Source organism: Pseudorhizobium marinum (assembly GCF_000705355.1).
GTDB classification, from domain to species: Bacteria; Pseudomonadota; Alphaproteobacteria; order Rhizobiales; family Rhizobiaceae; genus Neorhizobium; species Neorhizobium pelagicum.
Genome location: NZ_JMQK01000010.1, coordinates 140047 through 163336, shown reverse-complemented (window position 1 = coordinate 163336; position 23290 = coordinate 140047). Strand labels below are relative to the sequence as shown.

Below are 23290 nucleotides of genomic sequence, written 5' to 3'. Positions count from 1 at the left end.
TTCGTTACTTGCGGCGGTCGGGGCCGCCGTTGGCCTGCTTCGGCTTGCCCTTCTTGGCAAAGGGCTTGCCGTCGCCGGCGTAAGGCTTGGCGTCCTTGTTGAACGGCTTGCCTTCCTTCTTGAAGGGCGGCTTGTCCTTGAAGGGGCGATCGCCGGCCGGCTTTTCCGATGTCCGCTCGTCACGGATCTGCGGGGCACCGGAGAACTTCTTCTTCGGTTTGCCCTTCGACCAGTCGTCACGGGCGCCGTCGCGCGGCGGACGGTCCTCGTAGGACTTCTTGGCGTAGGGCTTGGATTCGGCCTGGCGGCTGAAATCCGGCGTACCATCGAGGCGCGTCACGCGGATGCCGCGCTCCAGCGTCTTGTCCTTGCCGATGGCCTCGGCGAAGCTTTCGGCATGGGCGGCGGAGATCTCGACGAAGGTTTCCTCCGTCTGCATCTTGATCGCGCCGATTTCCGTCTTGGTGAGATTGCCGTTGCGGCAGAGCATGGGGATCAGCCAGCGCGGTTCGGCATTCTGCTTGCGACCGACCGACAGCGAGAACCAGACGGAGGGACCGAATTCGCCGCGCGGGGCGCGGGGCGTGCTCTCGAACTCGGGGCGACCGTCGCCGCCCTCGCGGGGCTTGCGCACGGCGCCCGGCTGCACGGAAACCTCGATCAGGTCCTCCGGCGCCGACTGCTTGGAGCGGTAGAGGTTGACGAAGGCGGCCGCGAGCTTCTCGGCGCCATAGGTTTCGGCCAGCCGTGCGACGATATCCAGCTCCTCCTCGCGCGGCTTTTCCAGGAAGATCGGATCGGCAAGCAGGCGTTCCTGGTCGCGGCCGGTGACCTCCTCGGCCGACGGCGGACGGTCCCAGGTCGGCGTCACGTCGGCGCCGGCCAGCAGGCGCTCGGCCTTGCGGCGCTGGTTGACCGGCACGATCATCGCGCTGATGCCCTTGCGGCCGGCGCGGCCGGTACGGCCCGAGCGGTGCAGCAGGGTTTCCGAATTGGTCGGCAGGTCGGCGTGGATGACGAGATCCAGCCCCGGCAGATCGATGCCGCGGGCGGCAACGTCGGTGGCGATGCAGACGCGGGCGCGCCCGTCGCGCATGGCCTGCAGTGCATGGGTGCGCTCGTTCTGCGTCAGTTCGCCCGACAGGGCCACGACGTCGAAGTTGCGGTTGTTGAAGCGGGCGGTCAGGTGGTTGACGGCGGCGCGCGTCGAGCAGAACACGATGGCGTTCTTGGCGTCGTAATAGCGCAGCACGTTGACGATGGCGTTCTCGCGGTCGGCCGAGGCGACGAGCAGCGCGCGGTATTCGATATCCGCATGCTGCTTTTCTTCCGAGGTGGTGGCGATGCGAACCGCATTGCGCTGGTAGCGCTTTGCAAGCTTGGCGATGCCGGAGGAGACGGTCGCCGAGAACATCAGCGTGCGCCGGTCGTCGGGCGCCGATTCGAGAATGAACTCGAGGTCTTCGCGGAAGCCGAGGTCGAGCATCTCGTCGGCCTCGTCGAGCACGGCGACGCGCAGTTGCGACATGTCGAGCGCGTTGCGGCGGATGTGGTCGCAGATGCGGCCCGGCGTGCCGACGACGATATGGGCGCCGCGTTCCAGCGCCCGGCGCTCGTTGCGGATGTCCATGCCGCCGACGCAGCTGGCGATCACCGCACCGGTCATCTCGTAGAGCCATTCGAGCTCGCGGTTGACCTGCATGGCCAGCTCGCGGGTCGGCGCGATGAGGAGCGCCAGCGGCGCGCCGGCGCGGTCGAAGCGCTCGGCATCGCCGAGCAGGGTCGGCGCCATGGCCAGGCCGAAGGCGACCGTCTTGCCGGAGCCGGTCTGGGCGGAAACCAGCGCGTCGGCGGTGATGAGGGCCGGGTCGAGCATGGCCTTCTGCACGGGGGTGAGCGTTTCGTAACCGCGTTTCGCCAACGCCTTGGCGATCGCCGGGACGGCGCCATTCAGTTCTGACATATACCTGTCTTTCGGATTTTCATGCGCATCTGCGCGCGTGGCTGCAACACTCGCAGCTGTACATGGCGCAGTTCCTACTCAGGGAAACGGCAAATGTCAAAGCTTGTAGTGGTTTGCGCCGGATCAGCGTGCGTTCTGCGGCTGCCCCCGCACCAGTGACTGGGCCGTATAGACGAGGACGGCAAACCCGAAGGCGCCGAGCAGGGCCACGCCCAGCAGCACGATGATATCGATCGCCCCGCCGATGTCGCGCAGGTGGGAGTCCGTCACCACCTCCACGAAGGCCACCGCCGCGACCGCACCGATGGGCATCGACAGCTGCGCCAGCAGGAACCGGCGCATCGAAAGCGACCGGTCGCGGACCAGCACATAGACGTAAAGGGCGGTGATCACGACGACGGTTGCGACAAGGGCCCAGAACAGAACCGGGCCGAACATTTCCTGGAATACCGCAATCAGGGTCGCCAGCGTCATTTCCTGCATGTCCGTCTCCCTTCAGGCCCTGCCGCGCAGCATGGCGTTATAGGTGGCCTTCAGCGCTACCTCCTTCATCAGCCAGCTGATCCACAGCTCCTCCAGCGGCGCGATGACGCCGGGGAAGGAGGGGACCAGATTGTTGTTGTAGTCGAACTCCACCAGCATGGCGCGGCCGACCCGGGTGATCAGCGGGCATGACGTGTAGCCGTCATAGGTCAGCGTCCCCTCGCCGCCCGAAATCGCCGCCAGCAGATGGTCCTCGACCACCGGCACCTGCCATTTGACGCTCGCCGCCGTCTTGCCCTTGGGCACGCCGGCCACGTCGACGAGCGCGAAGACTTCGGGGAAGCGGCGATGGCGCAGCGTCTTCTGGTCGACCTCCACCCAGCCCTGGTCGATCCATTTGTCCGCCCAGGAGAGGCCCGACTGGCGCACGACGTCCGGCGCCCGCTGCGGCGGGATCACATGCAGGTAGTCATAGGGCATCTCCACCGTACCGGTCACACCGGCCGCATCGGTGGTGGCGAAGGTCGCCCGCCTACGGCCCGGATCCACCGCCTTCAGCGTGTGGCCGTAATGGCTGGCGATGCCGCGCTCGCCAAACAGCATCCGCACCTTCTCCGCAACGATCGGCACGGAGAAGAGCGCCGTCTGCGGCACGGCGTAATGCATCTCGTATTTGCCCTTGCCGACGGTGCGGCTGGCGATGTCCTCGATCAGGAAGGTGTGCTTGAGCGGCGCGCCGGCGCATTTCATCTCGGTGGCCGGGCGGGTGAAGAGTCCGATGCCGCCCTCTTCGGTGAACTTCGAGGCGGCCTCCCAGGTCTGAGACGCATAGTCGGGTCCGGCGTAGAGGGCACCGATGCCGTTCTTGCCGACGAGATCGAGCGAGAAGCCTTCGATCGCGTCATGGTCGAGCACGAGGCCCGGGGCCACCACCAGGAAATCGTAGGACAGGACCTGGCCGCCGGCGGTGGCGACCGTTTTTGCCACCGGGTCGATGGCGGCGGCGGGTTCGGCGATCAGGGTCACGCCGCGCGGCAGCCAGTCCGTGGTGCGCGACAGCGTGTAGGAGGCGGGCTTCAGGCCGGCGGCGACCAGCGACAGGCCGGGCTGGTAGAAATGCTCGGCGCGGCCGTCGAGCACGGTGATCTGCGCCCCCTCCAGGCGCTCCACCAGCCGGCTGGCGAGAGCCGTCCCGGCGGCACCGGCGCCGATGATGACGATATGGGCCTTCGTCTGCAGCTTCTGCGCCCGTGCAGGAAATCCGGTCGAGGCGGCAGCCATGCCGGCTGCGGCGGCACCGAGAAATGCGCGGCGGCTTGCCACGAGGCGATCCAGGGTCATTCTTGCTCCTCCCGCGACGCTCCTTGCGCGGCGGGCGGACATCTCCGCACCCACGGTCCGCGCAGGACTTCTGGGTGCAATATCCCGTCCTTCCTCGCGGGGTGCCTTGACCTAAGTCATTTTCCCGCCGACCTGCCCTTTTCGGAAACGGCCGGCGCCGCTAAGTTCCGCCCGACGCATTTCTGAACGCAGAGAAGGACTTCACCATGGATCTCGGAATTTCCGGCAAGCGCGCCCTCGTGCTCGCCTCCTCGCGCGGCCTCGGCCTCGGCATTGCAACGGCGCTGGCACGCGAAGGCGCCCATGTGCTGCTGGTCGGCCGCACGGAGGAACGCCTTGCCGAGAACTGCAAGACGATCAACGCCGAGGGCAAGGGCAAGGCCGACTGGGTCGGCGGCGACCTCTCCGATGCCGATTTCGTCGCAACCATGGTGAAGGCCGTTGCGGAGAAGCTCGGCGGCATCGACATCCTCGTCAACAACACCGGCGGCCCGACGCCCGGCACGGCGGAAGAGATGACCGCCGAGAAGCTCGAGACCTTCTTCCAGTCGATGGTGCTCAGGGTCATCACGCTCACCAATGCGCTGCTGCCGCAGATGAAGGCGCAGGGCTTCGGCCGCATCCTGACGGTCGCCTCCTCCGGCGTGTTCGAGCCGATCCCGAACCTTGCCCTGTCGAACACGCTGCGCGGCGCATTGGTCGGCTGGAACAAGACGCTCTCGGCGGAAGTCGCGCCCCACGGCATCACCGCCAACATGATCCTGCCCGGCCGCATCCACACCGACCGCATCGACGAACTGGATGGCGCCAACGCCAAGCGCCAGGGCAAGTCGATGGAAGACGTCCGTGCGGCCTCGCTCAAATCCATCCCGACGGGACGTCTGGGCACGGTCGAGGAATTCGGCGCCGCCGCCGCCTTCCTCTGCTCGGCACCGGCAAGCTACGTCAACGGCACGATGCTGCGCGTCGACGGCGCCGCCTCGAAGTCGATCTGATCCTAACCGGCCCGCGCCTCGCGCGCGGGCTCTCCCCTTCCTGCCCCTTCCGGTCGGCCAATCGTGCGGCCACTGGCGCCGCGGCCGGCGGCTGCTATAGTGACCATCGCAGAACCATTCCACGGGAGGGGACCATGGATCGCATACGCACAGGGATGATCGGCGTCGCGGCGCTGATCATCGTCACCGGCCTTGCCTGGATCGGCCACGGCACCGGGCTCCTCCGACTACCGGCCACCGGCTTCATGACCGAGCTCAGCGTCTGGACCATCAACGGCGCCCTCGTCGTCGCCTTCGGCCTGATCGTGCTTCTCGGCGCATGGCGGCTGCTGCGCGACCACCCGCATGCGCCGTCCGATTACGCGGAGCCGGAGGACGGCCAGATCCCCGGCTGATGCCGGGGTGACCTCTTTCAAGGAGACGATACGATGAAAGGCCTGCTGATCGTCATCGGCGCCATCGCCGTGCTGATGGGCGTGATCTGGATGGCCCAGGGCAGCGGCATCTTCCCCTACCCCGCCTCCAGCTTCATGATCGACCAGTCGCCCTGGATCGCCTATGGCGCCGTGCTGGCGCTCGCCGGCGCCGCCCTGATCTGGGCGGCACGGCGGCGGTAGAGGTTTTCGTCTTGCGCGATATACGGAATTTCCGTATAGTGAGGCCTTATGGAGCAACCCGGATTTGATCCCGTCAAGGACGCGGTCAATCAAGAGAAGCACGGATTGCCCCTCGTTTTCGGCATCGAATTTTCATGGACGACAACCATCTCGTCATTCCGTCGATCCGTGAGATCGATGGTGAGGAGCGCTTCAAAGTAGTCGGCATGGTTGAGGGAAAACTGTTCACCGCAGTTTTTGTGTGGCGAGAGAGCCTACCCCGTTTCATCTCGGTGAGAAGGAGCAACACGGGTGAAGAACGAGCCTATCGCACTGGCGGCTGATCCGACCGACGCGGAAGACTTCGATGTCAGCGCCGAAGCTCTGGACCGTGGCCGGCGCGCGCGTCTGATCCGCAAGACCCGGACCGATCTCGGCCTGTCGCAGCCCGCCTTTGCCGAGCGGTTCCGGGTGCCGGTCGGCACGCTGCGCGACTGGGAACAGGCGAGAGTCTCCGCACCCGATTTCGCGATCGCCTACATCAAGGTGATAGGGCTGCATCCGGAGATGGTCGCGGAGGCCGTCGCCTAGCAACGGTCCCCGCCCGGCATGTTCCGGTCGATCTCTTTCACTCGCCTCCGGCGACAATCCCCGGCAGGTCCGCGATGACGCTGTCGCGTACCTCCGGGCTCAGCGGCTGGTCATAAGCGCGGTTTGCCACGTAGAGACGGGCAAAGATCACCTGCCTGCCGGCCTTCTCCGCCCAGCCGACGAACCAGCCGAGCGGCCGGTCGGACGCCGGCTTGCCCTTTTCGTCGCGCAGCCGGCCGGCGCCGGTCTTGCCGTGGACGGTCCAGCCGTCGGCCGCCGCAAAGCGCGGCGTGATTGCCTGCGTCATCTCCAATGCACGCTGCGAGATCGGCAGTTCGCCCCGGAGGAAGAGCCGCAGGAACGCCACCTGCTCGTCGGGCGAGATCTCCAGTGACGACATCAGCCAGCTCTCCGTCAGCCCATCCGTCTTGCCGGGACCGCCGGACACATCGCCATTGCCGTAGTCGAAGCTGCGGACGTAGTCGCCGTAGGCCTTCTCCCCCAGCCGGCGGGTCAGCTCCTGCGAATACCAGACCACCGAGTCCGCTTCCCAGCTCGTCGGATCGGTTGCCTTCTGCACCCGCTTCGGCGCGTTGAACTTTTCCTGGTACTCCCAGCGCGGCGTCGTCTCGTCTTTCAGGATGCCGGCGTCATAGCCCATCATGGCCAAGGGCAGCTTGAAGGTCGACATCGGATAGACGCGCCGGTCGCACTCACCTTCGCGGTGGATCGGTTCGCCGGTGGCCGCGTCGATAACGACGGTGCAGCGGATCGGATCGGCGGCCAATGCCGGCAATGTGCCACCAAAGAGGGCGGAGAAGCCTATGGCGGCGGCAAGGAGGCTGCGTCTGCGCAGGATCATGATGAGGTTCCTCTCGTTTGACGCCCTCCTTGTAGGCGGCTTGCGCCGAGGCCGACAAACGATGATAACTGACGTTTGCCATAAACTGAGCTAGGGCATCCATGGTCCGTCCGCATCTGCCGCTGAACGCGCTCCGGGCCTTCGAGGCCGCCGCCCGCCACCTCTCCTTCACCCGTGCGGCAATCGAACTTCACGTCACCCAGGCGGCCGTCAGCCATCAGGTGAAGCTGCTGGAGGAGCGGCTGGGCGTCACGCTCTTCCGCCGCCTGCCGCGCGGACTGATGATCACCGAGGAAGGTCTTGCGCTGCTGCCGACGCTGGAGGAGAGCTTCGACCGGATGGCCGACATGCTGGAGCGCTTCGAGGGCGGCCACATGCGCGAGGTGCTGGTGGTCGGCGCCGTCGGCACGTTTGCGGTGGGCTGGCTCCTGCCGAGGCTTGCCGATTTCCGCCAGCGCCACCCGTTCATCGACGTCCGGCTTTCCACCAACAACAACCGCGTCGACATCGCCGCAGAGGGGCTGGACTATGCCATCCGCTTCGGCAACGGCGCCTGGCACGACACGGAGGCGGAGCCGCTGCTCGAGGCGCCGCTCTCGGCGCTCTGCGTGCCGGCGATCGCGCGACAGCTGAAGACGCCCGACGATATTCCCCGCCAGACCCTGCTGCGCTCCTACCGCGCCGACGAGTGGCCGAGCTGGTTGGAACGGGCCGGGGCCGCCGTGCCGCAGATCACCGGCCCCGTCTTCGATTCCTCCGTGCTGATGGTGGAAGCCGCGCTGCAGGGCGCCGGCGTGGCGCTGGCGCCACCGCTGATGTTCTCCCGCCACATGGCATCCGGTGCCCTCGAACAGCCCTTCCCGGTCTATGTCTCGAAAGGCAGCTACTGGCTGACGCGCCTGAAATCCCGCACCCCGACGCCGGCGATGGCTGCCTTCGCTGGCTGGCTGGCGGACATCGCGGCGCAGACGCGCGCAGCGGGTTAGCGCCCTCCTACCCTTGCCATCCCGCCCTGCCTGTGCGATCAGGCGCGCTCTCAAATTCATTCGGGGCGCGCGCACAACCGCGCCCTTTACCGTTTCCGGGGCCACCACGTCCGGGATCGGCCGACCACGGACAAGAGCAGGAGTATGACCATGGCACGTGCGCTGGGGCTGGATTTCGGCACGACCAATACCGTCATGGCGCTTGCCGCCGGCCAAGGCGCCACCGATTCGATGGCGTTCACCAGCAGTGCCGGCACCACCGACACGATGCGCACCGCGCTGTCGTTCATGAAGGATCCCCTGATGGGGGCGCAGGCGCTGAAGGTGGAGGCGGGTCAGGCGGCGATCCGCCAGTTCATCGACAACCCGGGCGACTGCCGCTTCCTGCAGTCGATCAAGACCTTTGCGGCGAGCGCCCTCTTCCAGGGCACGCTGATCTATGCCCGGCGCCACCAGTTCGAGGATCTGATGGAGATCTTCCTGCGGCGGCTTTCCACCTATGCCGGCGACGGCTGGCCCACCGATGCCGCGCGGATCGTCGTCGGCCGGCCGGTGCATTTCGCCGGCGCCAGCCCCAACGAGACGCTGGCGCTGGAGCGCTACAATACGGCGCTGACGCGGCTCGGCTTTCCGGAGATCCACTACGTCTACGAGCCGGTGGCGGCGGCCCATTACTTTGCGCAGACGCTGACGCGGGACGCCACCGTGCTGGTCGCCGACTTCGGGGGCGGCACCACCGACTATTCGCTGATCCGCTTCGAGCGGCAGGCGGGCCGGCTGACGGCCACCCCCGTCGGCCATTCCGGCGTCGGCATTGCCGGCGACCAGTTCGATGCGCGGATGATCGATCATCTCGTGGCGCCGGAGATCGGCAAGGGCAGCCAGTTCAAGAGCTTCGACAAGGTGCTCGACGTGCCGAGCAACTACTACACCAGCTTCTCGCGATGGAACCAGCTGTCGATCTTCAAGGGTTCGAAGGAATTCGCCGACCTGAAGTCGCTGATCCGCTCGTCGCTGGATCCGGAGAAGCTCGAAACCTTCGTCGATCTCGTCGAGCATGACGAGGGCTACCCGCTCTACCAGGCGGTCTCGGCCACGAAGATGGCGCTGTCGCATGCCGAGGAGGCGGAGTTCGATTTCGCGCCGCTCGGCCGCGCCGGTCGCAAGACCGTGCGCCGCGACGCCTTCGAAGGCTGGATCGCCGACGATCTGGCGCGCATGGAAGGCGCGCTCGACGAGGTGCTGGCCAGCACCAACACCGAGGCTTCCGCCATCGACAAGGTCTTCCTCACCGGCGGCACCTCCTTCGTGCCGGCCGTCCGCTCCATCTTCACCCGCCGCTTCGGCGACGAGAAGATCGAGAGCGGCGGCGAGCTCCTGTCGATCGCCCACGGCCTGGCGCTGATCGGCGAGAGCGACGATCTGGAGCAATGGGCGGCATGACGCTTCCCCGACGCCCTGGCCTTCGCTAGAGTGACGCCATGATCCAGGCGAAAGACCTCGAAGCCGGCGAACTCGCAGCGCTTCTGCATTTCTATGCGGATGCGGGAGTCGACTGGCTGCTGGAAGACGCGCCGATCAACCGGTTTGCGGAGTTCGAGGCGCAGCAGGCCGCCCGCGAGCAGGTGCGCCGGGCGCAGGTGCCGGAGCCCGAGGAGCGCAAGGCTCCGTCGCGGGCCGCCGCCTCCGCGCCGCTCAATCCTCCGCCGTCCGTTGCCGTGCCCGACGACCAGGCGGTCGCTGCCGCCCGCTTTGCCGCCGACAGCGCCCGCTCGCTCGACGAACTGAAGACGGCGATCGAAGCCTTCGGCGGCTGCAACCTGAAGAACAGCGCCCGCTCCACCCTGTTCATGACCGGCCAGCTGAGCTCCCGCATCCTGGTGATCGGGCCCATGCCCAATGCCGAGGACGACCGCGACGGCGCCCCCTTTTCGGGCCGGCATGGCCAGCTTCTCGACCGCATGCTCGCGGCGATCGGCCTGTCGCGCGACACCGTCGCCATCACCAACATCATTCCGTGGCGGCCGCCTGGCAACCGTATGCCGTCACCGGCCGAGACGGCCATCTGCCAGCCCTTCATCGAGCGACAGATCGCGCTGGCGGAGCCGGACCATCTGCTGCTGCTCGGCAATTTCCCGGCGCGCTTCTTCTTCGGCGGCACCAGCGGCACGATCCACAGCCTGCGCGGGCAGTGGCGCGACGTGACCGTGGCCGGGCGTACAGTGCGGGCGCTGGCGACGCTGCACCCGCAGGAACTGCTGATGGCGCCGGCCAACAAGGCACTCGCCTGGCAGGACCTTCTGCTGTTTTCACAGGCACTGCGCACCGGCAGCTCCGCCGAGCAGCCCTAATTTTGATCAATGTAAAGAGAATATGAAGGCAGCCATGCTTATGCCGCATGGCAGCGCCGCCTTTAGGCGCCTTGCCGAATCGATGTTGCACCGCAATATAGAAGACGTGTTTTGGGAGGAACTCCAGGTCAAGGAACCAAGGCCATGACGACCCGCTCACGCCCGATCCATTCCGGCTTCGAAAGCCTTCGCAACACCGGTCTCTCGCCGCGCTCGACGCAGGGCTATCATCATTTCGGCTCGGTCACCAATGAGCAGCTGTCTGCGCGCGCCCTGGCCGGTGTCGGCAGGATCACGCGCCCTTCGGCGATCTTCGCGGATTTTCGCGAGCGCTGATCGCGCCGCGTCTGAACACAGGACGACCCCAATGACCGGCATTCACCCCCTGCGCGCCCTGCGGCAGACCTGGAACGACGTGGGCACAGCCGTGAGCGCTGCCCGCGAATACCGCCAGGCCGGCGCCGCCCGCAGCGACACCATCCTCGCCGCCAATCCGCAGACGGCCGCCATCCCGCTCTGACGACTAGTTCGGCGGTGACGATGCCTTGCGCACCGCCTTGCGCTCCAACCCCAGCCTATGCTCGCGGTAGACGATGAAGATGCCGGCGGCCATGGTGATCCCCGTGCCCACCACCATCGGCAGCGTCGGGATATCGTTGAAGAACACGAAGGCGATGACGATCCCCAGAAGGAAGGACGTGTATTCGAACGGCGCCACCGCCGACACGTCCGCATGCCGATAGCTCTCCGTCAGGAAGATCTGCGCGATCCCCCCGAAGATCCCGGCAGAAATCAATAGCACCGCCTGCTCTCCCGTCAGCACGGTCCAGCCGAACGGCAGGCTCACCAGCGAAAACAGCGCCCCGGAGAGGGAGAAGTAGAAGACGATCGTCGGCGTCTTTTCGGTCTGCACCAGCTGGCGCACCTGCACCATGGCAAGTCCGCTCAGCACCGCCGCCAGCAGCACCGCCGCAGCGCCCAGAGCCTGGGTCGATTGGAAGCCGCCCTCCTGGAACAGCGTCAGCTTCGGCCAGGAGACGATCAGCACGCCGACCATGCCGGCCACCACCGCGCTCCAGCGATAGACGCGCACCTTCTCGCCCAGGATCACGGCGGCGAAGACGACCGCCATCAGCGGCGAGGCGTAGCCGATGGCGATCGCCTCCGGCAGCGGCAGGTGAACGAGCCCGTAGAAGCCGAAGGCCATCGACAGGATGCCGAAGAACCCGCGCTTCAGGTGGCCGAAAGGCCTCTCCGTCTTGACGGCGGTGCGCAGGTCGCGCTGCCATGCCAGGTAGATGATGATCGGGATCAGCGCGAAGGCGGACCGATAGAAGGTGATCTGCCCCGCCGGGACATCGGCGCCGGCACCCTTGATGCAGGTCTGCATCATCACGAAGATCATGACGGAGAGGATCTTGAACATGATCCCCCGCAGGGGATTGCCCGCTTCGACGGTCATTCTACACTCTTGGAAATGCGACCTGACGCAAGGTCATGGCAGGCGGGAGCAGTTGCGGAGAAGATCTAGCGCCAGCGAGAGTAAAGGAAATATCTCCAGCCCGACATCAAAACTGATGATGGACCGATCAATAACAGTGGCCGGAGACAGCCTCCTGCCCCGCCATTGCGTCCGAGCCCGCTGCCGGACGGGATGCAAACCCTGAAGGTGTGCCTATCGCGGCGCGCGCCGGATGCGCTTCAGCGCACTCATCTCGGCCGGCTTGGCGGCGCGCCCGCGCTCCACCAGATCATGCAGCTCCTGCATCAGCCGTTCGACGATCATCTTCTCGCTCCACCGCTCCTCGGCACAGGCGCGTGCCGCGCGACCGTAGCGATCGCGCAGGTCCGGGTTGTCGAGCATGACCTCGATCGCGGCCGCGAAGGACGCGACGTCGTCCGGTTCGGTCACCAGGCCGCACCCCTCCACCTCCTGGGCAAGGCCGGTGCCGGGGGCAGCCGTCGCGATGACCGGACGGCCCGAGGCCAGCATGTTGATCAGCTTCGACGGCAGCAGCAGGTCGGCTGCAGTGCCGAGCTGCGGCAGGAGGTGAACCGTCGCGAGGCCGACGAGATCGTTGATCCGCTCGCGCGGCTGGAGATCGCGGAACTGGATGTTGGGCAGGCCCTCGGCCCGGGTCTCGAGTGCCGCCCGGTTGGGGCCTTCACCGCAGACGACGATGGTCAGGTCCTGGCGATGGACCAGCCGCCGCGCCGCGTCGACAAGGATCTCGATGCCCTGCTTGTTGGCGATATTTCCCGAGTAGAGCGCCACGTGCTCGGTCTTGATGTCCCACTCGGCGCGATAGGGCGACGGCTCCGTCAGCGGCCTGACCTTGGACAGATCGCCGGAGTTGCGAAACTCGACCACCCGTTCGGCAGGCACGCCCTTGCTGATCAGGTGCTTGCACATCTGCGGCGAAATGCTGCTCGCCCGATCGAATGACCGAAGCACCGTCGATTCAAACTTCTTGGCCAGTCGGGAGATGACGCCCTTGTCGCTCAGCAGGTTCGTTGCGAAGGCGGCCTCGACCTCGAAGTCCTGGACATGAAGCCAGGACCGTGCCCCAGACAGGAAGGCGGCCAGGCGGCCGCAGGGCGCGGCGATCAACGACGGCGCGATGCAGAAGACGACGTCCGGGCGTCCGCCGATCGCCGCTTTCAGCACCGGGAAAAGGCAGCTGAGGGCGAAGGAGAGATGATGAAGGATGCGACGGGCGCTGCTGGGTCGGGCGGGAACGTAGAGGGGGCAACGGATGACCGTCACGCCATCCTCGACCGATCGCTGATAGGCCTGCCGGGCACCGGGCATCAATTTCCACGCCGGGTAATAAGGTTGCGCACAGACGATCGTGACCTGATGGCCCGCCGCGGCCATGGCCTTGGCCAGGCCATGCGTATAGACGGCGATCCCGATCTTCTCAGGCGCGTAGTTCAGCCCGACGATCAGGATCTTCATGCCCAACCCTCCCGAGTGGACACGGGATATTGATCGGCAAACAGGGGGGCGATTTCTGAAAGGTGCATTATGGCCATCAAAACCCGCACTACGCTACAACGCCAGCGACCTAAGTTACCTTTGCTTGCAGGCTCTCCGCCGGCGAATTTTTCGCACAACGTCGCAATACATAACGAGATAAATACCGCAACGCAACATAAAGGTGAGACGTCAATACTTTAAATATTAGATGTCTGAAATAGATTACCCGGAACAGCTGCTTCCTACCCGGTAATTGTCGTAGATTAAATCCGATAAAAACGTCGAACGCGCAGGCGCAGCCTGCAAAATCTCATTCGCTTTGCTGACTGTTGCGGACCCGGGCAGCCCTTTTCCCTCCACGAAGACAAGGAGAGAACCGAAATCGGCAAGGCCGAACTGCAATCTCTGTTAGCATCATGTTAGCATCCCCTTGTTACGGTTCGTCCATCCCTGCCAATGAAAGGATTGCCGCTGTGTCTTCTTCTGCTGAACGCCGAGCCATCAACCGGCGCGCTCAATCAGACAATGTACGGCACCACAGGCAGCATTGAAAACCAATTCCCGCAGCTGACGCCGCCAGACGGCTTTTGAAGCAACCTCTTCAGCCACGAATAGGAAGTCGTGTACTTATGAGTACATCTGAAAACAAGATCGTCGAACTGGCTCACTACCGTCCTACCGATTTCGTTCTGGAGCGGGTCGATCTCACCTTCGAGATCGATCCGACGAACACCAAGGTCGATGCGCGGCTGATCTTCCATCGCCGCGATGGTGTCGATGCCGCTGCGCCCCTGGTTCTTGATGGTGACGAACTGACGCTGTCGGGCCTGCTGCTCGACCAGAACGAAGTTCCCGCCAGCCAATACACGGCGACCGCCCAGTCGCTGACGATCCGCGACCTGCCGGAAAGCGGGCCGTTCGAGATCACCGTCACCACCTTCATCAATCCGCAGGCCAACAGCCAGCTGATGGGCCTCTATCGGACCAACGGCATCTACTGCACGCAGTGCGAGGCGGAGGGCTTCCGCCGCATCACCTATTTCCCCGACCGCCCGGATGTGCTGGCGCCCTATACGATCACCATCATCGCCGAGAAGTCCGCCAATCCGCTGCTGCTCTCCAACGGCAACTATCTCGGTGGCGGCAACTACGACGAGGGCCGGCATTTTGCCGCCTGGTTCGACCCGCATCCGAAGCCTTCCTACCTGTTTGCCCTCGTCGCCGGCGATCTCGGCGTCGTCGAGGACAGCTTCACGACCATGTCCGGCCGCGACGTGGCGCTGAAGATCTATGTGGAGCATGGCAAGGAGCCGCGCGCGGCCTTTGCCATGGACGCGTTGAAGCGCTCGATGAAGTGGGACGAGGAGCGGTTCGGTCGCGAATACGACCTCGACATCTTCATGGTCGTGGCGGTCTCGGACTTCAACATGGGCGCCATGGAGAACAAGGGCCTCAACGTCTTCAACGACAAATACGTGCTGGCCGACCCGGACACCGCGACCGACCAGGACTATGCCAACATCGAGGCGATCATCGCCCACGAATATTTCCACAACTGGACCGGCAACCGCATCACCTGCCGCGACTGGTTTCAGCTCAGCCTCAAGGAAGGCCTCACCGTCTATCGCGACCACGAGTTCTCCGCCGACATGCGCTCGCGTCCCGTCAAGCGCATCGCGGAAGTGCGGCACCTGAAGTCGGAACAGTTCCCGGAAGATGCGGGGCCGCTCGCCCACCCGGTCCGCCCGACCAAATACCGCGAGATCAACAACTTCTATACGACGACCATCTACGAGAAGGGCTCTGAGGTCATCCGCATGATCGCCACCCTGCTCGGCGCGGACGACTTCAAGAAGGGTCTCGACCTCTACTTCGAACGGCACGACGGCGACGCCGCAACCGTCGAGGATTTCGTCAAGTGCTTCGAGGACGCCACCGGCCGCGACCTTAGCCAGTTCTCGCTCTGGTACCACCAGGCCGGCACGCCGCTGGTCACCGCATCGGGCGCTTACGACGCGACGACGGCGACCTTCACGCTTTCGCTGGAGCAGATGGTACCCGCAACACCCGGGCAGCCCAGCAAGGAGCCCATGCATATTCCGCTCTCGTTTGCTCTGATCCTTGCGGACGGCACCGTTGCCACCGCGACCGGCGTCACGGGCGGCGAGGTCACGGGAGAGGTGTTGCACCTGACGGAGCGCAACCAGACCTTCACATTCACCGGCATAGCCTCACGGCCCGTGCTGTCGCTCAACCGCAGCTTCTCGGCACCGATCAACCTCCATCTCGACCAGAGCCCAGACGATCTTGCCCATATCGCCCGCCATGATCCGGACCTCTTTGCCCGCTGGCAGGCGCTGACGGATCTCGCGCTGCCGAGCCTCATCCAGGCCACGCGCGACCTGCAGGACGGCAAGACTGTCGAGACGCCCTCTGCCCTGATCACGGCACTGATCGAGACCGCCGACGACGAGAGCCTCGAGCCTGCCTTCCGCGCCCAGGTGCTGACGCTGCCGAGCGAAGCCGACATTGCCCGTGAACTCGGCAGGAACAACGATCCGGATGCCATCCATGCGGGCCGCACCAGCGTTCTCGCAGCCATTGCCGAGGCCGGGGTTTCCACCTTCCAGCGGCTCTTCCAGACGATGCGCCCGGATGGCGCCTTCAGCCCGGACGCGCAGGACGCCGGCAAGCGGGCGCTGCGCAACATCGCTCTCAGCTACCTCACCTATGCGGAGCAGTCGCCGGCGCCGGTGGCGGAAGCCTTCAGCGATGCCGACAACATGACCGATCTCCTGCAGGCGCTCACCCTGCTAGCCCATCGGTTCCCGGATTCCGGCGAAACCGAAGGCGCGCTGGGCGCCTTCCTGACCCGCTTCGATGCCAATCCGCTCGTCATCGACAAGTGGTTCGCCGTTCAGGCCACCATCCCGGACGCCGCCACCCTCGACCGCGTCAACGCGCTCATGAACGATCCGCATTTCACGCCCGGAAACCCGAACCGCGTCCGCGCCCTCGTCGGCAGTTTCGCGTTTTCCAATCCGACCGGCTTCAACCGAGCCGATGGCGCCGGCTACCGCTTTCTCGCGTCGCAAATCCTTCAGATCGATCCGAAGAACCCGCAGCTGGCGGCGCGGCTTCTCACCTCGATGCGCTCCTGGCGGTCGCTGGAGCCGCAGCGGGCCGACCATGCCCGCTCCGCGCTGCTGACCATCGATCGAAGCGCAGCGCTGTCCAACGACGTCCGCGATATCGTCGAGCGTATGCTAAAAGGCTAACCCTTCTCCCGCTGCAACCTATGAGTCCAGCGGGAGGCCAGCAAAATCAAAGTCTTAAGAAAGTCTTACCAAAACTCTGGACACGGCGAATCACTCGTGATTCATTGAGTCAGATTCGGGCGAGCGGTGCGCCGAATTTCCATGAGGGGTCAGATGAAAACGATGGCGGACGTGCGACGGGTGACCGTCGGCGAGGGATTGCTGCGTCTAAAATTTCCGGGAATGAAACGGGCTGCCGACCTTTTCGGGTCGAAGCCCGATCTGACCGTGACGCCGATTTCCCGGCAGATGCCGCGCGTCGAACTGGTGCTGAAGCGCTCCATTCCGCTGCTCATCCTCGCCTTTCTTGCGGTGGTCGCCACCTCGCGCAGCCTCGGCCTGGTGTCGGAATTCGACCGCATGCAGGAGAGTGCCCGCCAGGCAACCTCGCTTCTCGCCGCGACCGCCGCGGCCGCCTTTTCCGGAGAGGACGTGGCGATCAGCACCGGCGATCGCGCGGCGGCGGAAACCCGCCTCGCCAGCTTCATCCCGCCGAACCTGCACCCGGACGCCTTCCTGCTTCTCGTGGACCCGAACGGCACGATCTTCGGCGGCTCAGCCGCCTCTTCCTTCGTCGGCCGCCAGCTGTCGGCGGTGCTGCCGGAAACCGCGGCGCTGCGCCGCTTCGGCGTCTCCGGCCTGATCGAGACCTCGATCGGCGGCGAGCGGCATTACGCGGCCATCCAGGCGGTCGGCAATGACGGCGGCCTGATCGTCGCCGCCAGCTCGCTTGCCTCTGTGCACTATTTCTGGCGCCACGAAGTCTCCCTCAACGTCACGCTGTTTGCCTGCATCTCCGCCATCCTGCTGGTCATCCTCTATGCCTACTACATGCAGGTGAAGCGGGCCCGCGAGGCCGATGAAACCTTCCTGGAAGCCAACCTGCGCATCGAGACGGCGCTGTCGCGCGGCCGCTGCGGCCTCTGGGACTTCGATGTCGCCAACCGGCGTCTGTTCTGGTCCGGCTCGATGTACGAGATGCTCGGCCTGCCGCCCGCCGGCAACGTCCTCTCCTTCGCGGACGCTGCCCGGATGATGCACCCGACCGACGGCAATCTCTATGCTCTGGCGCGCGCCATCAGCCGCGGCAATGCCAAGCAGGTCGACCAGGTGTTTCGCATGCGTCACGCCGCCGGCCACTATGTCTGGATGCGGGCGCGCGCCCAAGTGACCCGCAGCGCCAGCGGCCGCACCCATGTGATCGGCATCGCCATGGACGTCACCGAGCAGCATCGTCTGGCGCAGCGCTATGCGGAAGCCGACCAGCGGCTGGCGGACGCCATCGAATGCACCTCGGAAGCCTTCGTCCTCTGGGACAAGAACGACCGGCTGGTGATGTGCAATGCTCACTTCCAGCAGGCCTACGGGCTGCCCGACAGCGTGCTCGTCCCCGGCACCGAGAAGGCCGTCGTGAAGGCTTCGGCCTCGCGTCCGGTGATCGAGCGACGGATCGCCGACCCGGACAACAACGGTCTTTCGCGCACCACAGAGGTCCAGCTTGCGGACGAACGCTGGCTGCAGATCAACGAACGGCGCACCCGCGATGGCGGCATGGTGTCGGTCGGAACAGACATCACGGTGATGAAGCGCCATCAGGAGCGGTTGCGCGAATCCGAGCGGCGCCTGATGGCGACGATCAGCGACCTCTCCGCCTCGCAGAAGAAGCTGGAGCGGCAGAAGGAAGAGCTGTCGACCGCCAATGCCAACTATCAGTCGGAGAAGGAACGGGCCCAGGCCGCCAACAAGGCGAAGTCCGAATTCCTCGCCAACATGAGCCATGAGTTGCGCACGCCGCTCAACGCCATCCTCGGCTTCTCCGAAATTCTCGCCAACCAGATGTTCGGCCCGGTCGGTTCGCCGAAATACGGCGAATATGCCCGCGACATCCATGACAGCGGCAAGCACCTGCTCAACGTCATCAACGACATCCTCGACATGTCGAAGATCGAGGCCGGGCACATGAAGATCCAGTGCGAGGCGATCGATCTCGCGCCGCTGATCGAGGAAAGCCTGCGCCTCACGTCGATCGCCGCCGAAGACAAGAATATCTCGATCGAGCAGAGCCTGTGCCCCGATCTCGGGATGGCCGGCGACAGACGGGCGATGAAGCAGGTCATGCTCAACCTCCTGTCGAATGCGGTGAAGTTCACCAACGAGGGCGGCCGCATCATCGTGCGGGCCCGCCGGTCGGAATCCGGCGTGCTGCTGACCATTGCCGACACCGGCATCGGCATCCCGAAGGCAGCCATGGGCAAGATCGGCCAGCCTTTCGAACAGGTGCAGAGCCAGTATGCCAAGAGCAAGGGCGGCTCGGGCCTCGGCCTGGCGATCTCGCGCTCCCTGGTGGCGCTGCACGGCGGCTCCATGCGCATCCGCTCCTGCGTCGGCAAGGGCACGGTCGTGTCGGTCAGCATGCCGGAGCAGCCAAGCTTCGCCGTGGCTGCCCGCGCTATGCGCTGACCGTCTTCCGGAATACCGCCCGCACCGCCTTCGACAGCCGCTTCACCTCGCCTTCGAGCGTCTTGATGTCGGGGCAGTCCCCTGCCCGGCAGACGCGCTCGACGAGACCCGCCGGAGCCTCCTTGGGCACGAAGGGTCCGTCGATGCAGAGGCGGATGATCTGCGAGAGCTCCGTGAACAGAGAAAGACCTTCGAGAACCGTCTGAAGGTCGTCATCCGTCATCATCTCGGCTCCTAGGGCCTGCAGGGCCTCCCTCGTGGTCAGCCCATGGGTGTCGATCGCAAGCCCCTTCGCGGGCGCCACCAGCCGCAGGTGCTGCGCGATGAACTCGATGTCGATCAGCCCGCCGGGGATGAGCTTCAGATCCCAGATGTCGCGCGGCGGCTTCTCCTTCTCGATCAGGTCGCGCATCTCGCGCACGTCGGCTGCAATTTTCGCGACATCGGCTGGCCTGTCGAGAACTTCGGCGATGACGGCGCAGGTCTCGTCGCCGAGATCCTCGTCGCCGGCGACCATGCGTGCCCGCGTCAGCGCCATGTGCTCCCAGGTCCAGGCCTCTTCCTGCTGATACTTGCGGAAGGCCCTGATGCGGGTGGCGACCGGCCCCTTGTTGCCGGAGGGGCGCAGGCGCATGTCGACCTCGAAGAGCACGCCTTCGGCCGTCGGGGCCGAGAGCGCCGCGATCAGCCGCTGCGTCAGGCGCGTGTAGTAGCGCGTCGCGTCGAGCGGCTTTTCGCCGTCGGATTCGGAGGCCTCGTCGTCGTAGTCGTAGAGCAGGATGACGTCGACGTCGGACGCCGCCGTCAGCTCGAAGCTGCCGAGCTTGCCCATGCCCATCAGCGCCACGCGGCCGCCGGGATAGTGCCCGTGCGCCGCCTCGATCTCCCGCTCCACCGCCGTCAGCGTCTGCTCGATCAGGAGGTCGGCCAGATCGGTGAAGGCGCGGCCGGCCTCGGCGCCGTCGATGGCGCCCGTCAGGAGACGGATGCCGATCAGGAAGCGCTGTTCGGCGGCAAAGATGCGCAGCCGGTCGAGCACCTCCTCGTAGTGGCGGGCGACCGTCAGGAAGCTTCGCAGCCGTTCGGCCATGTAGTCGCGGGTCGGCAGTTCCGCCATCAGCGCGGGATCCAGCATGCCGTCGAAGACATGCGGCCGCGACGCGATGATGTCGGCAAGCCGGGGTGCCGACGACATCACCCGGACGATCAGCGAGAGCAGCGCCGGGTTGTTGCCGATCAGCGAGAACAGCTGGATGCCCGCCGGCAGCCCTGAGAGGAAGCTGTCGAAGCGCAGCATCGCCTCGTCGGCGCGGCTGCTTTCGCCGAAGGCCTTCAGGAGCTTGGGCATCATCTCCGTCAGCCGCTCGCGCGCTTCCACCGACTGGGTGGCGCGGTAGCGGCCGTAGTGCCAGGTGCGGATCACGCGCGCCATGTCGGCCGGTCGCTCGAAACCGAGCGACGCCAGCGTCTTCAACGTGCCCGGATCGTCCTGCTCGCCGGTGAAGACGAGATTGCCCTCGACGCCGGACAGTTTCGTCTCCTGCTCGAAGAGGCGCGCATAGCGCCTCTCGACGGACCTCAGCGTGCGTTCCAGCTTGGCGGAGAAGCTCGCTGTATCGGCAAAGCCCAGCATGAAGGCGATGCGCTTCAGCTCCGCCTCGGTGTCCGGCAGATTGTGAGTCTGCTCGTCGCGGACCATCTGGATGCGGTGCTCGACATCGCGCAGAAACCAGTAAGCCTCGGTCATCTCGGCGGCGATGTCCTGCGTGATCCAGTTCGCCTCCGCCAGCGCCTTCAGCGCCACCTCGGTCTGGCGGGTCCTGAGCGGCGGCATGCGGCCGCCGGCGATCAGCTGCTGCGTCTGGGCGAAGAACTCGATCTCGCGAATGCCGCCGCGGCCGAGCTTGACGTCGTGACCCTTGACCGCGATCGCCCCGTGCCCCTTGTGGACATGGATCTGCCGCTTGATCGAGTGGATGTCGGAGATCGCCGCATAGTCGAGATACTTGCGGAAAACGAAGGGCACCAGCTGGCGCAGGAAATCCTCGCCCGCGGCAATGTCGCCGGCCATGGCACGGGCCTTGATGAAGGCCGCCCGTTCCCAGTTCTGGCCGCGGCTCTCGTAATAGAGAAGCCCCGCCTCGACCGGCACCGCCAGCGGCGTCGAGCCGGGATCGGGCCGAAGCCGGAGATCGGTGCGGAAGACATAGCCGTCGGCGGTGCGCTCCTGCAGGATGCGCACCAGGCGGCGCATCATACGGCCGTAGATTTCCGTCCCGTCGACCGGGTCGACAAGGATGCCGCTGTCGGGATCGAAGAAGACGACGATGTCGATGTCGGAGGAATAGTTGAGCTCGTGACCGCCGAGCTTGCCCATGCCGATGACGATCAGGCCGGATCTCTCGCTCGGTCGCTCCACATCCTTGAGGACGACCTTGCCGCTCTCGTGGCCAGCCAGCAGCAGGTGATCGATGGCCGCGGCCACCGCCGCGTCGGCAAACCGGCTGAGGTAGAGTGTGGTGTCGCGGGCGGAGAAGATGCGGCCGAGATCGGCCAATGCCACGACAAAGGAGAGGCTGCGCTTGGCTCTCCGCAGCGACGCCATCACCTCCGTCTCGGTGGGTGTCTTTCCGTCTGAGGGCTTCCAGCAATCGCGCGCGGTGGCGATCAGCCCCTCCAGCACCGTCTCCAGCGGGTCTGAGAGGGCAGCGGCGATCAGCTGCGGCGAGGCCGCCGCGCTGTCGCGCAGATAGGGGGAAAGCGTCAGGGCGGCGATCAGGAACGGTTTCAGCGGTGTATCGCCAGCCATGAGGTCGGCGATCGCCGGCTCCTGCTTGGCGGCATCCTTCAAAAGCGCAACCGCGCTCTTGGCCTCGGCCTGGCTCAACGGCCGGATGACGTCGGCCTCGACGTCCTTCAGGTATCTTGCAGTCTCTTCCACGGCATCCTCCCGTCTGCCGACCCTTTCTAGGGTCTTCGGACGGGAAATACCATGGTCGCGGTGAGACCGGGTGCCTCGGCGTCCTCCGGATGGGTGGCGGCCAGCACCAGCGCGCCGCCATGCAATTCCATCACGGCCTCGACCAGCGACAGGCCGAGACCGGTGCCCGGCTTCGAACGGCTGGCATCCAGCCGGACGAAGCGCTTGACCACTTCCCCGCGCTTGTCGGGCGGCACGCCCGGTCCGTTGTCGCAGACCGACAGGCGCACGCTCTCGGCGTCGGCGGACAGCACGACGCGAAGCGTCGGCTCGCCCTTGCTTCCGGCGGAATATTTGATGGCATTGTCGAGAAGGTTGAACATCGCCTGGCCGATCAGCTCGCGATTGCCGCGGATCTTCAGCCCGGGCTCGATTGCGGTCTCCAGTGTCAGCCCCGCCTCCTCCGCCGCCGGCTCGTAGAGCTCACAGCTGTCGGCAGAGATGGCCGAAAGGTCGATGTCCGACATCTCGGCGACGATCGACCCGGCCTCGACCCGCGAGATCATCAGCAGCGCGTTGAAGGTGCGGATCAGCTGGTCGGATTCGGCGATGATGCCTTCGAGCGCCACGCGGCGGTGGGCGGCATCGTCCTCGTTCAGCGCGTCGGCCGCCTTGTTGCGCAGCCGCGTCAGCGGCGTCTTGAGGTCGTGGGCGATATTGTCGGATACCTGGCGAAGGCCTTCGTTCAGCCGCTCGATCCGGCCCAGCATGGCATTCAGCGATTCCGACAGGCGATCGAACTCGTCACCGGAGCGGCCAACCGGAAGGCGTTGCGACAGGTCGCCGGCCATGATCTTCTGGCTTGCACCCGACATGCGGTCGATGCGTTTCAAGGCGTTGCGGCCGATGCCGAACCAGATGAACAGGGCGCCGATGCCCATGATCGTCAGCGCCACCATCAGCGCGCGGCGGACGATGCCGCGGAAGCGACCCGGCTCGCCGAGGTCGCGGCCGATCATCACCCGCAGCCCGTTGTCCATGACGACGACATTGGCGATCGCCATATGCTCGCGGCCGGAGCCTGCCTCGGAGAACGGCCGATAGGAAAAGGGAAACCGCGTCCAGCCCTGTTCGTCGAGGACGCCCGGCTGCAGCGAGGCGACGTTGCCCGCCACGATCTCGCCGTTCGGTCCCGCGACGACATAGAGGTTGGCGCCCGGCTGGCGGGCGCGTCGCTCCATGATGCGCAGCATGCCGTTCAGGCCGCCGCGATCGAAGGCGCGCTGGATGTCGCTGACCTCCTGGACGAGGTTGTCACGGGTCTGCTGCGCCAGGATGCGTTCCGACATGGCCGTCACGTAGAAGACGAGGAAGGCGGCGCAGATCGCAAACAGCAGGATATAGAGCCCCGACAGACGGACGGCCGTGGAGCGGAACATCAGGCG

The 23290-nt window shown here is 65.6% G+C and carries 20 protein-coding genes; 12 read left to right on the top strand and 8 right to left on the bottom strand.

Features of this window, described 5'->3' with window-relative positions; genetic code table 11:
• Positions 1–4: 4 nt before the first annotated feature.
• The 3 genes from EO99_RS0114140 to EO99_RS0114130 form a co-directional block, all read right to left on the bottom strand.
• A complete protein-coding gene (locus tag EO99_RS0114140) occupies positions 5–1963 on the bottom strand; it encodes a DEAD/DEAH box helicase (RefSeq protein WP_029619285.1) in 1959 nt (652 codons plus the stop codon).
• A gap of 123 nt (positions 1964–2086) precedes the next feature.
• Positions 2087–2446: a DUF5368 domain-containing protein gene (locus EO99_RS0114135; RefSeq protein WP_029619284.1), complete on the bottom strand. Its 360-nt coding sequence runs from the start codon at positions 2444–2446 to the stop codon at positions 2087–2089.
• A 12-nt stretch (positions 2447–2458) separates the two neighbouring features.
• A complete protein-coding gene (locus EO99_RS0114130; protein ID WP_029619283.1) occupies positions 2459–3787 on the bottom strand; it encodes an NAD(P)/FAD-dependent oxidoreductase in 1329 nt (442 codons plus the stop codon).
• 206 nt (positions 3788–3993) lie between these two features.
• Here EO99_RS0114130 and EO99_RS0114125 point away from each other — a divergent pair, with 206 nt between their 5' ends.
• The 5 genes from EO99_RS0114125 (at position 3994) to EO99_RS0114110 (ending at position 5969) form a co-directional block, all read left to right on the top strand.
• Positions 3994–4782 carry an SDR family oxidoreductase gene (locus EO99_RS0114125; RefSeq protein WP_029619282.1) on the top strand — a complete coding sequence of 263 codons (789 nt, stop codon included), beginning with the start codon at positions 3994–3996 and terminating at the stop codon, positions 4780–4782.
• A gap of 134 nt (positions 4783–4916) precedes the next feature.
• The gene (locus tag EO99_RS0114120) at positions 4917–5177 is read left to right on the top strand and encodes a hypothetical protein (protein WP_051679854.1); all 261 of its coding nucleotides are present in this window, start codon (positions 4917–4919) and stop codon (positions 5175–5177) included.
• 33 nt (positions 5178–5210) lie between these two features.
• Complete coding sequence (locus tag EO99_RS0114115) at positions 5211–5399, top strand: hypothetical protein (RefSeq protein WP_029619280.1); 189 nt, start codon at positions 5211–5213, stop codon at positions 5397–5399.
• A 134-nt stretch (positions 5400–5533) separates the two neighbouring features.
• Positions 5534–5722 carry a BrnT family toxin gene (locus tag EO99_RS26660; RefSeq protein ID WP_235776818.1) on the top strand — a complete coding sequence of 63 codons (189 nt, stop codon included), beginning with the start codon at positions 5534–5536 and terminating at the stop codon, positions 5720–5722.
• Positions 5691–5969 carry a helix-turn-helix domain-containing protein gene (locus tag EO99_RS0114110; protein ID WP_029619279.1) on the top strand — a complete coding sequence of 93 codons (279 nt, stop codon included), beginning with the start codon at positions 5691–5693 and terminating at the stop codon, positions 5967–5969. Before EO99_RS26660 ends, EO99_RS0114110 begins: the two co-directional genes overlap by 32 nt.
• A gap of 37 nt (positions 5970–6006) precedes the next feature.
• Here EO99_RS0114110 and blaOXA read toward each other — a convergent pair whose 3' ends face one another.
• A complete protein-coding gene (gene blaOXA, locus EO99_RS0114105) occupies positions 6007–6831 on the bottom strand; it encodes a class D beta-lactamase (RefSeq protein WP_029619278.1) in 825 nt (274 codons plus the stop codon).
• Between the two features lie 101 nt (positions 6832–6932).
• On the opposite strand from blaOXA, the gene EO99_RS0114100 reads away from it, so the two are divergent.
• From EO99_RS0114100 to EO99_RS27445, 5 genes are all read left to right on the top strand, one after another.
• On the top strand, positions 6933–7817 hold the full coding sequence (locus EO99_RS0114100; RefSeq protein WP_029619277.1) for a LysR family transcriptional regulator: 885 nt from the start codon (positions 6933–6935) through the stop codon (positions 7815–7817).
• A 150-nt stretch (positions 7818–7967) separates the two neighbouring features.
• The gene (locus EO99_RS0114095) at positions 7968–9260 is read left to right on the top strand and encodes an Hsp70 family protein (protein ID WP_029619276.1); all 1293 of its coding nucleotides are present in this window, start codon (positions 7968–7970) and stop codon (positions 9258–9260) included.
• Positions 9261–9298: 38 nt separating this feature from the next.
• Complete coding sequence (locus EO99_RS0114090; protein ID WP_029619275.1) at positions 9299–10168, top strand: uracil-DNA glycosylase; 870 nt, start codon at positions 9299–9301, stop codon at positions 10166–10168.
• 144 nt (positions 10169–10312) lie between these two features.
• Positions 10313–10504: a hypothetical protein gene (locus EO99_RS0114080; protein WP_029619274.1), complete on the top strand. Its 192-nt coding sequence runs from the start codon at positions 10313–10315 to the stop codon at positions 10502–10504.
• A gap of 31 nt (positions 10505–10535) precedes the next feature.
• A complete protein-coding gene (locus EO99_RS27445) occupies positions 10536–10688 on the top strand; it encodes a hypothetical protein (RefSeq protein WP_156034786.1) in 153 nt (50 codons plus the stop codon).
• Positions 10689–10691: 3 nt separating this feature from the next.
• Here the strand turns inward: EO99_RS27445 and EO99_RS0114070 are convergent, their stop codons facing one another.
• The gene (locus EO99_RS0114070; protein WP_029619273.1) at positions 10692–11630 is read right to left on the bottom strand and encodes a DMT family transporter; all 939 of its coding nucleotides are present in this window, start codon (positions 11628–11630) and stop codon (positions 10692–10694) included.
• Between the two features lie 213 nt (positions 11631–11843).
• Positions 11844–13127 carry a WcaI family glycosyltransferase gene (locus EO99_RS0114065; protein ID WP_029619272.1) on the bottom strand — a complete coding sequence of 428 codons (1284 nt, stop codon included), beginning with the start codon at positions 13125–13127 and terminating at the stop codon, positions 11844–11846.
• Positions 13128–13777: 650 nt separating this feature from the next.
• Here EO99_RS0114065 and pepN point away from each other — a divergent pair.
• Together pepN and EO99_RS0114050 are read left to right on the top strand one after the other, a co-directional pair.
• Entirely contained in the window at positions 13778–16426 is a 2649-nt protein-coding gene (pepN, locus tag EO99_RS0114055) for an aminopeptidase N (RefSeq protein ID WP_029619271.1), read from the top strand.
• A gap of 162 nt (positions 16427–16588) precedes the next feature.
• Complete coding sequence (locus tag EO99_RS0114050) at positions 16589–18925, top strand: PAS domain-containing sensor histidine kinase (protein WP_051679857.1); 2337 nt, start codon at positions 16589–16591, stop codon at positions 18923–18925.
• Here EO99_RS0114050 and EO99_RS0114045 read toward each other — a convergent pair.
• Positions 18915–21866: a bifunctional [glutamine synthetase] adenylyltransferase/[glutamine synthetase]-adenylyl-L-tyrosine phosphorylase gene (locus tag EO99_RS0114045; protein ID WP_029619269.1), complete on the bottom strand. Its 2952-nt coding sequence runs from the start codon at positions 21864–21866 to the stop codon at positions 18915–18917. The two genes, EO99_RS0114050 and EO99_RS0114045, sit on opposite strands and share 11 nt — an antisense overlap.
• 26 nt (positions 21867–21892) lie before the next feature.
• The gene (locus EO99_RS0114040; RefSeq protein WP_029619268.1) at positions 21893–23284 is read right to left on the bottom strand and encodes a sensor histidine kinase; all 1392 of its coding nucleotides are present in this window, start codon (positions 23282–23284) and stop codon (positions 21893–21895) included.
• Between the last annotated feature and the right edge of the window lie 6 nt (positions 23285–23290).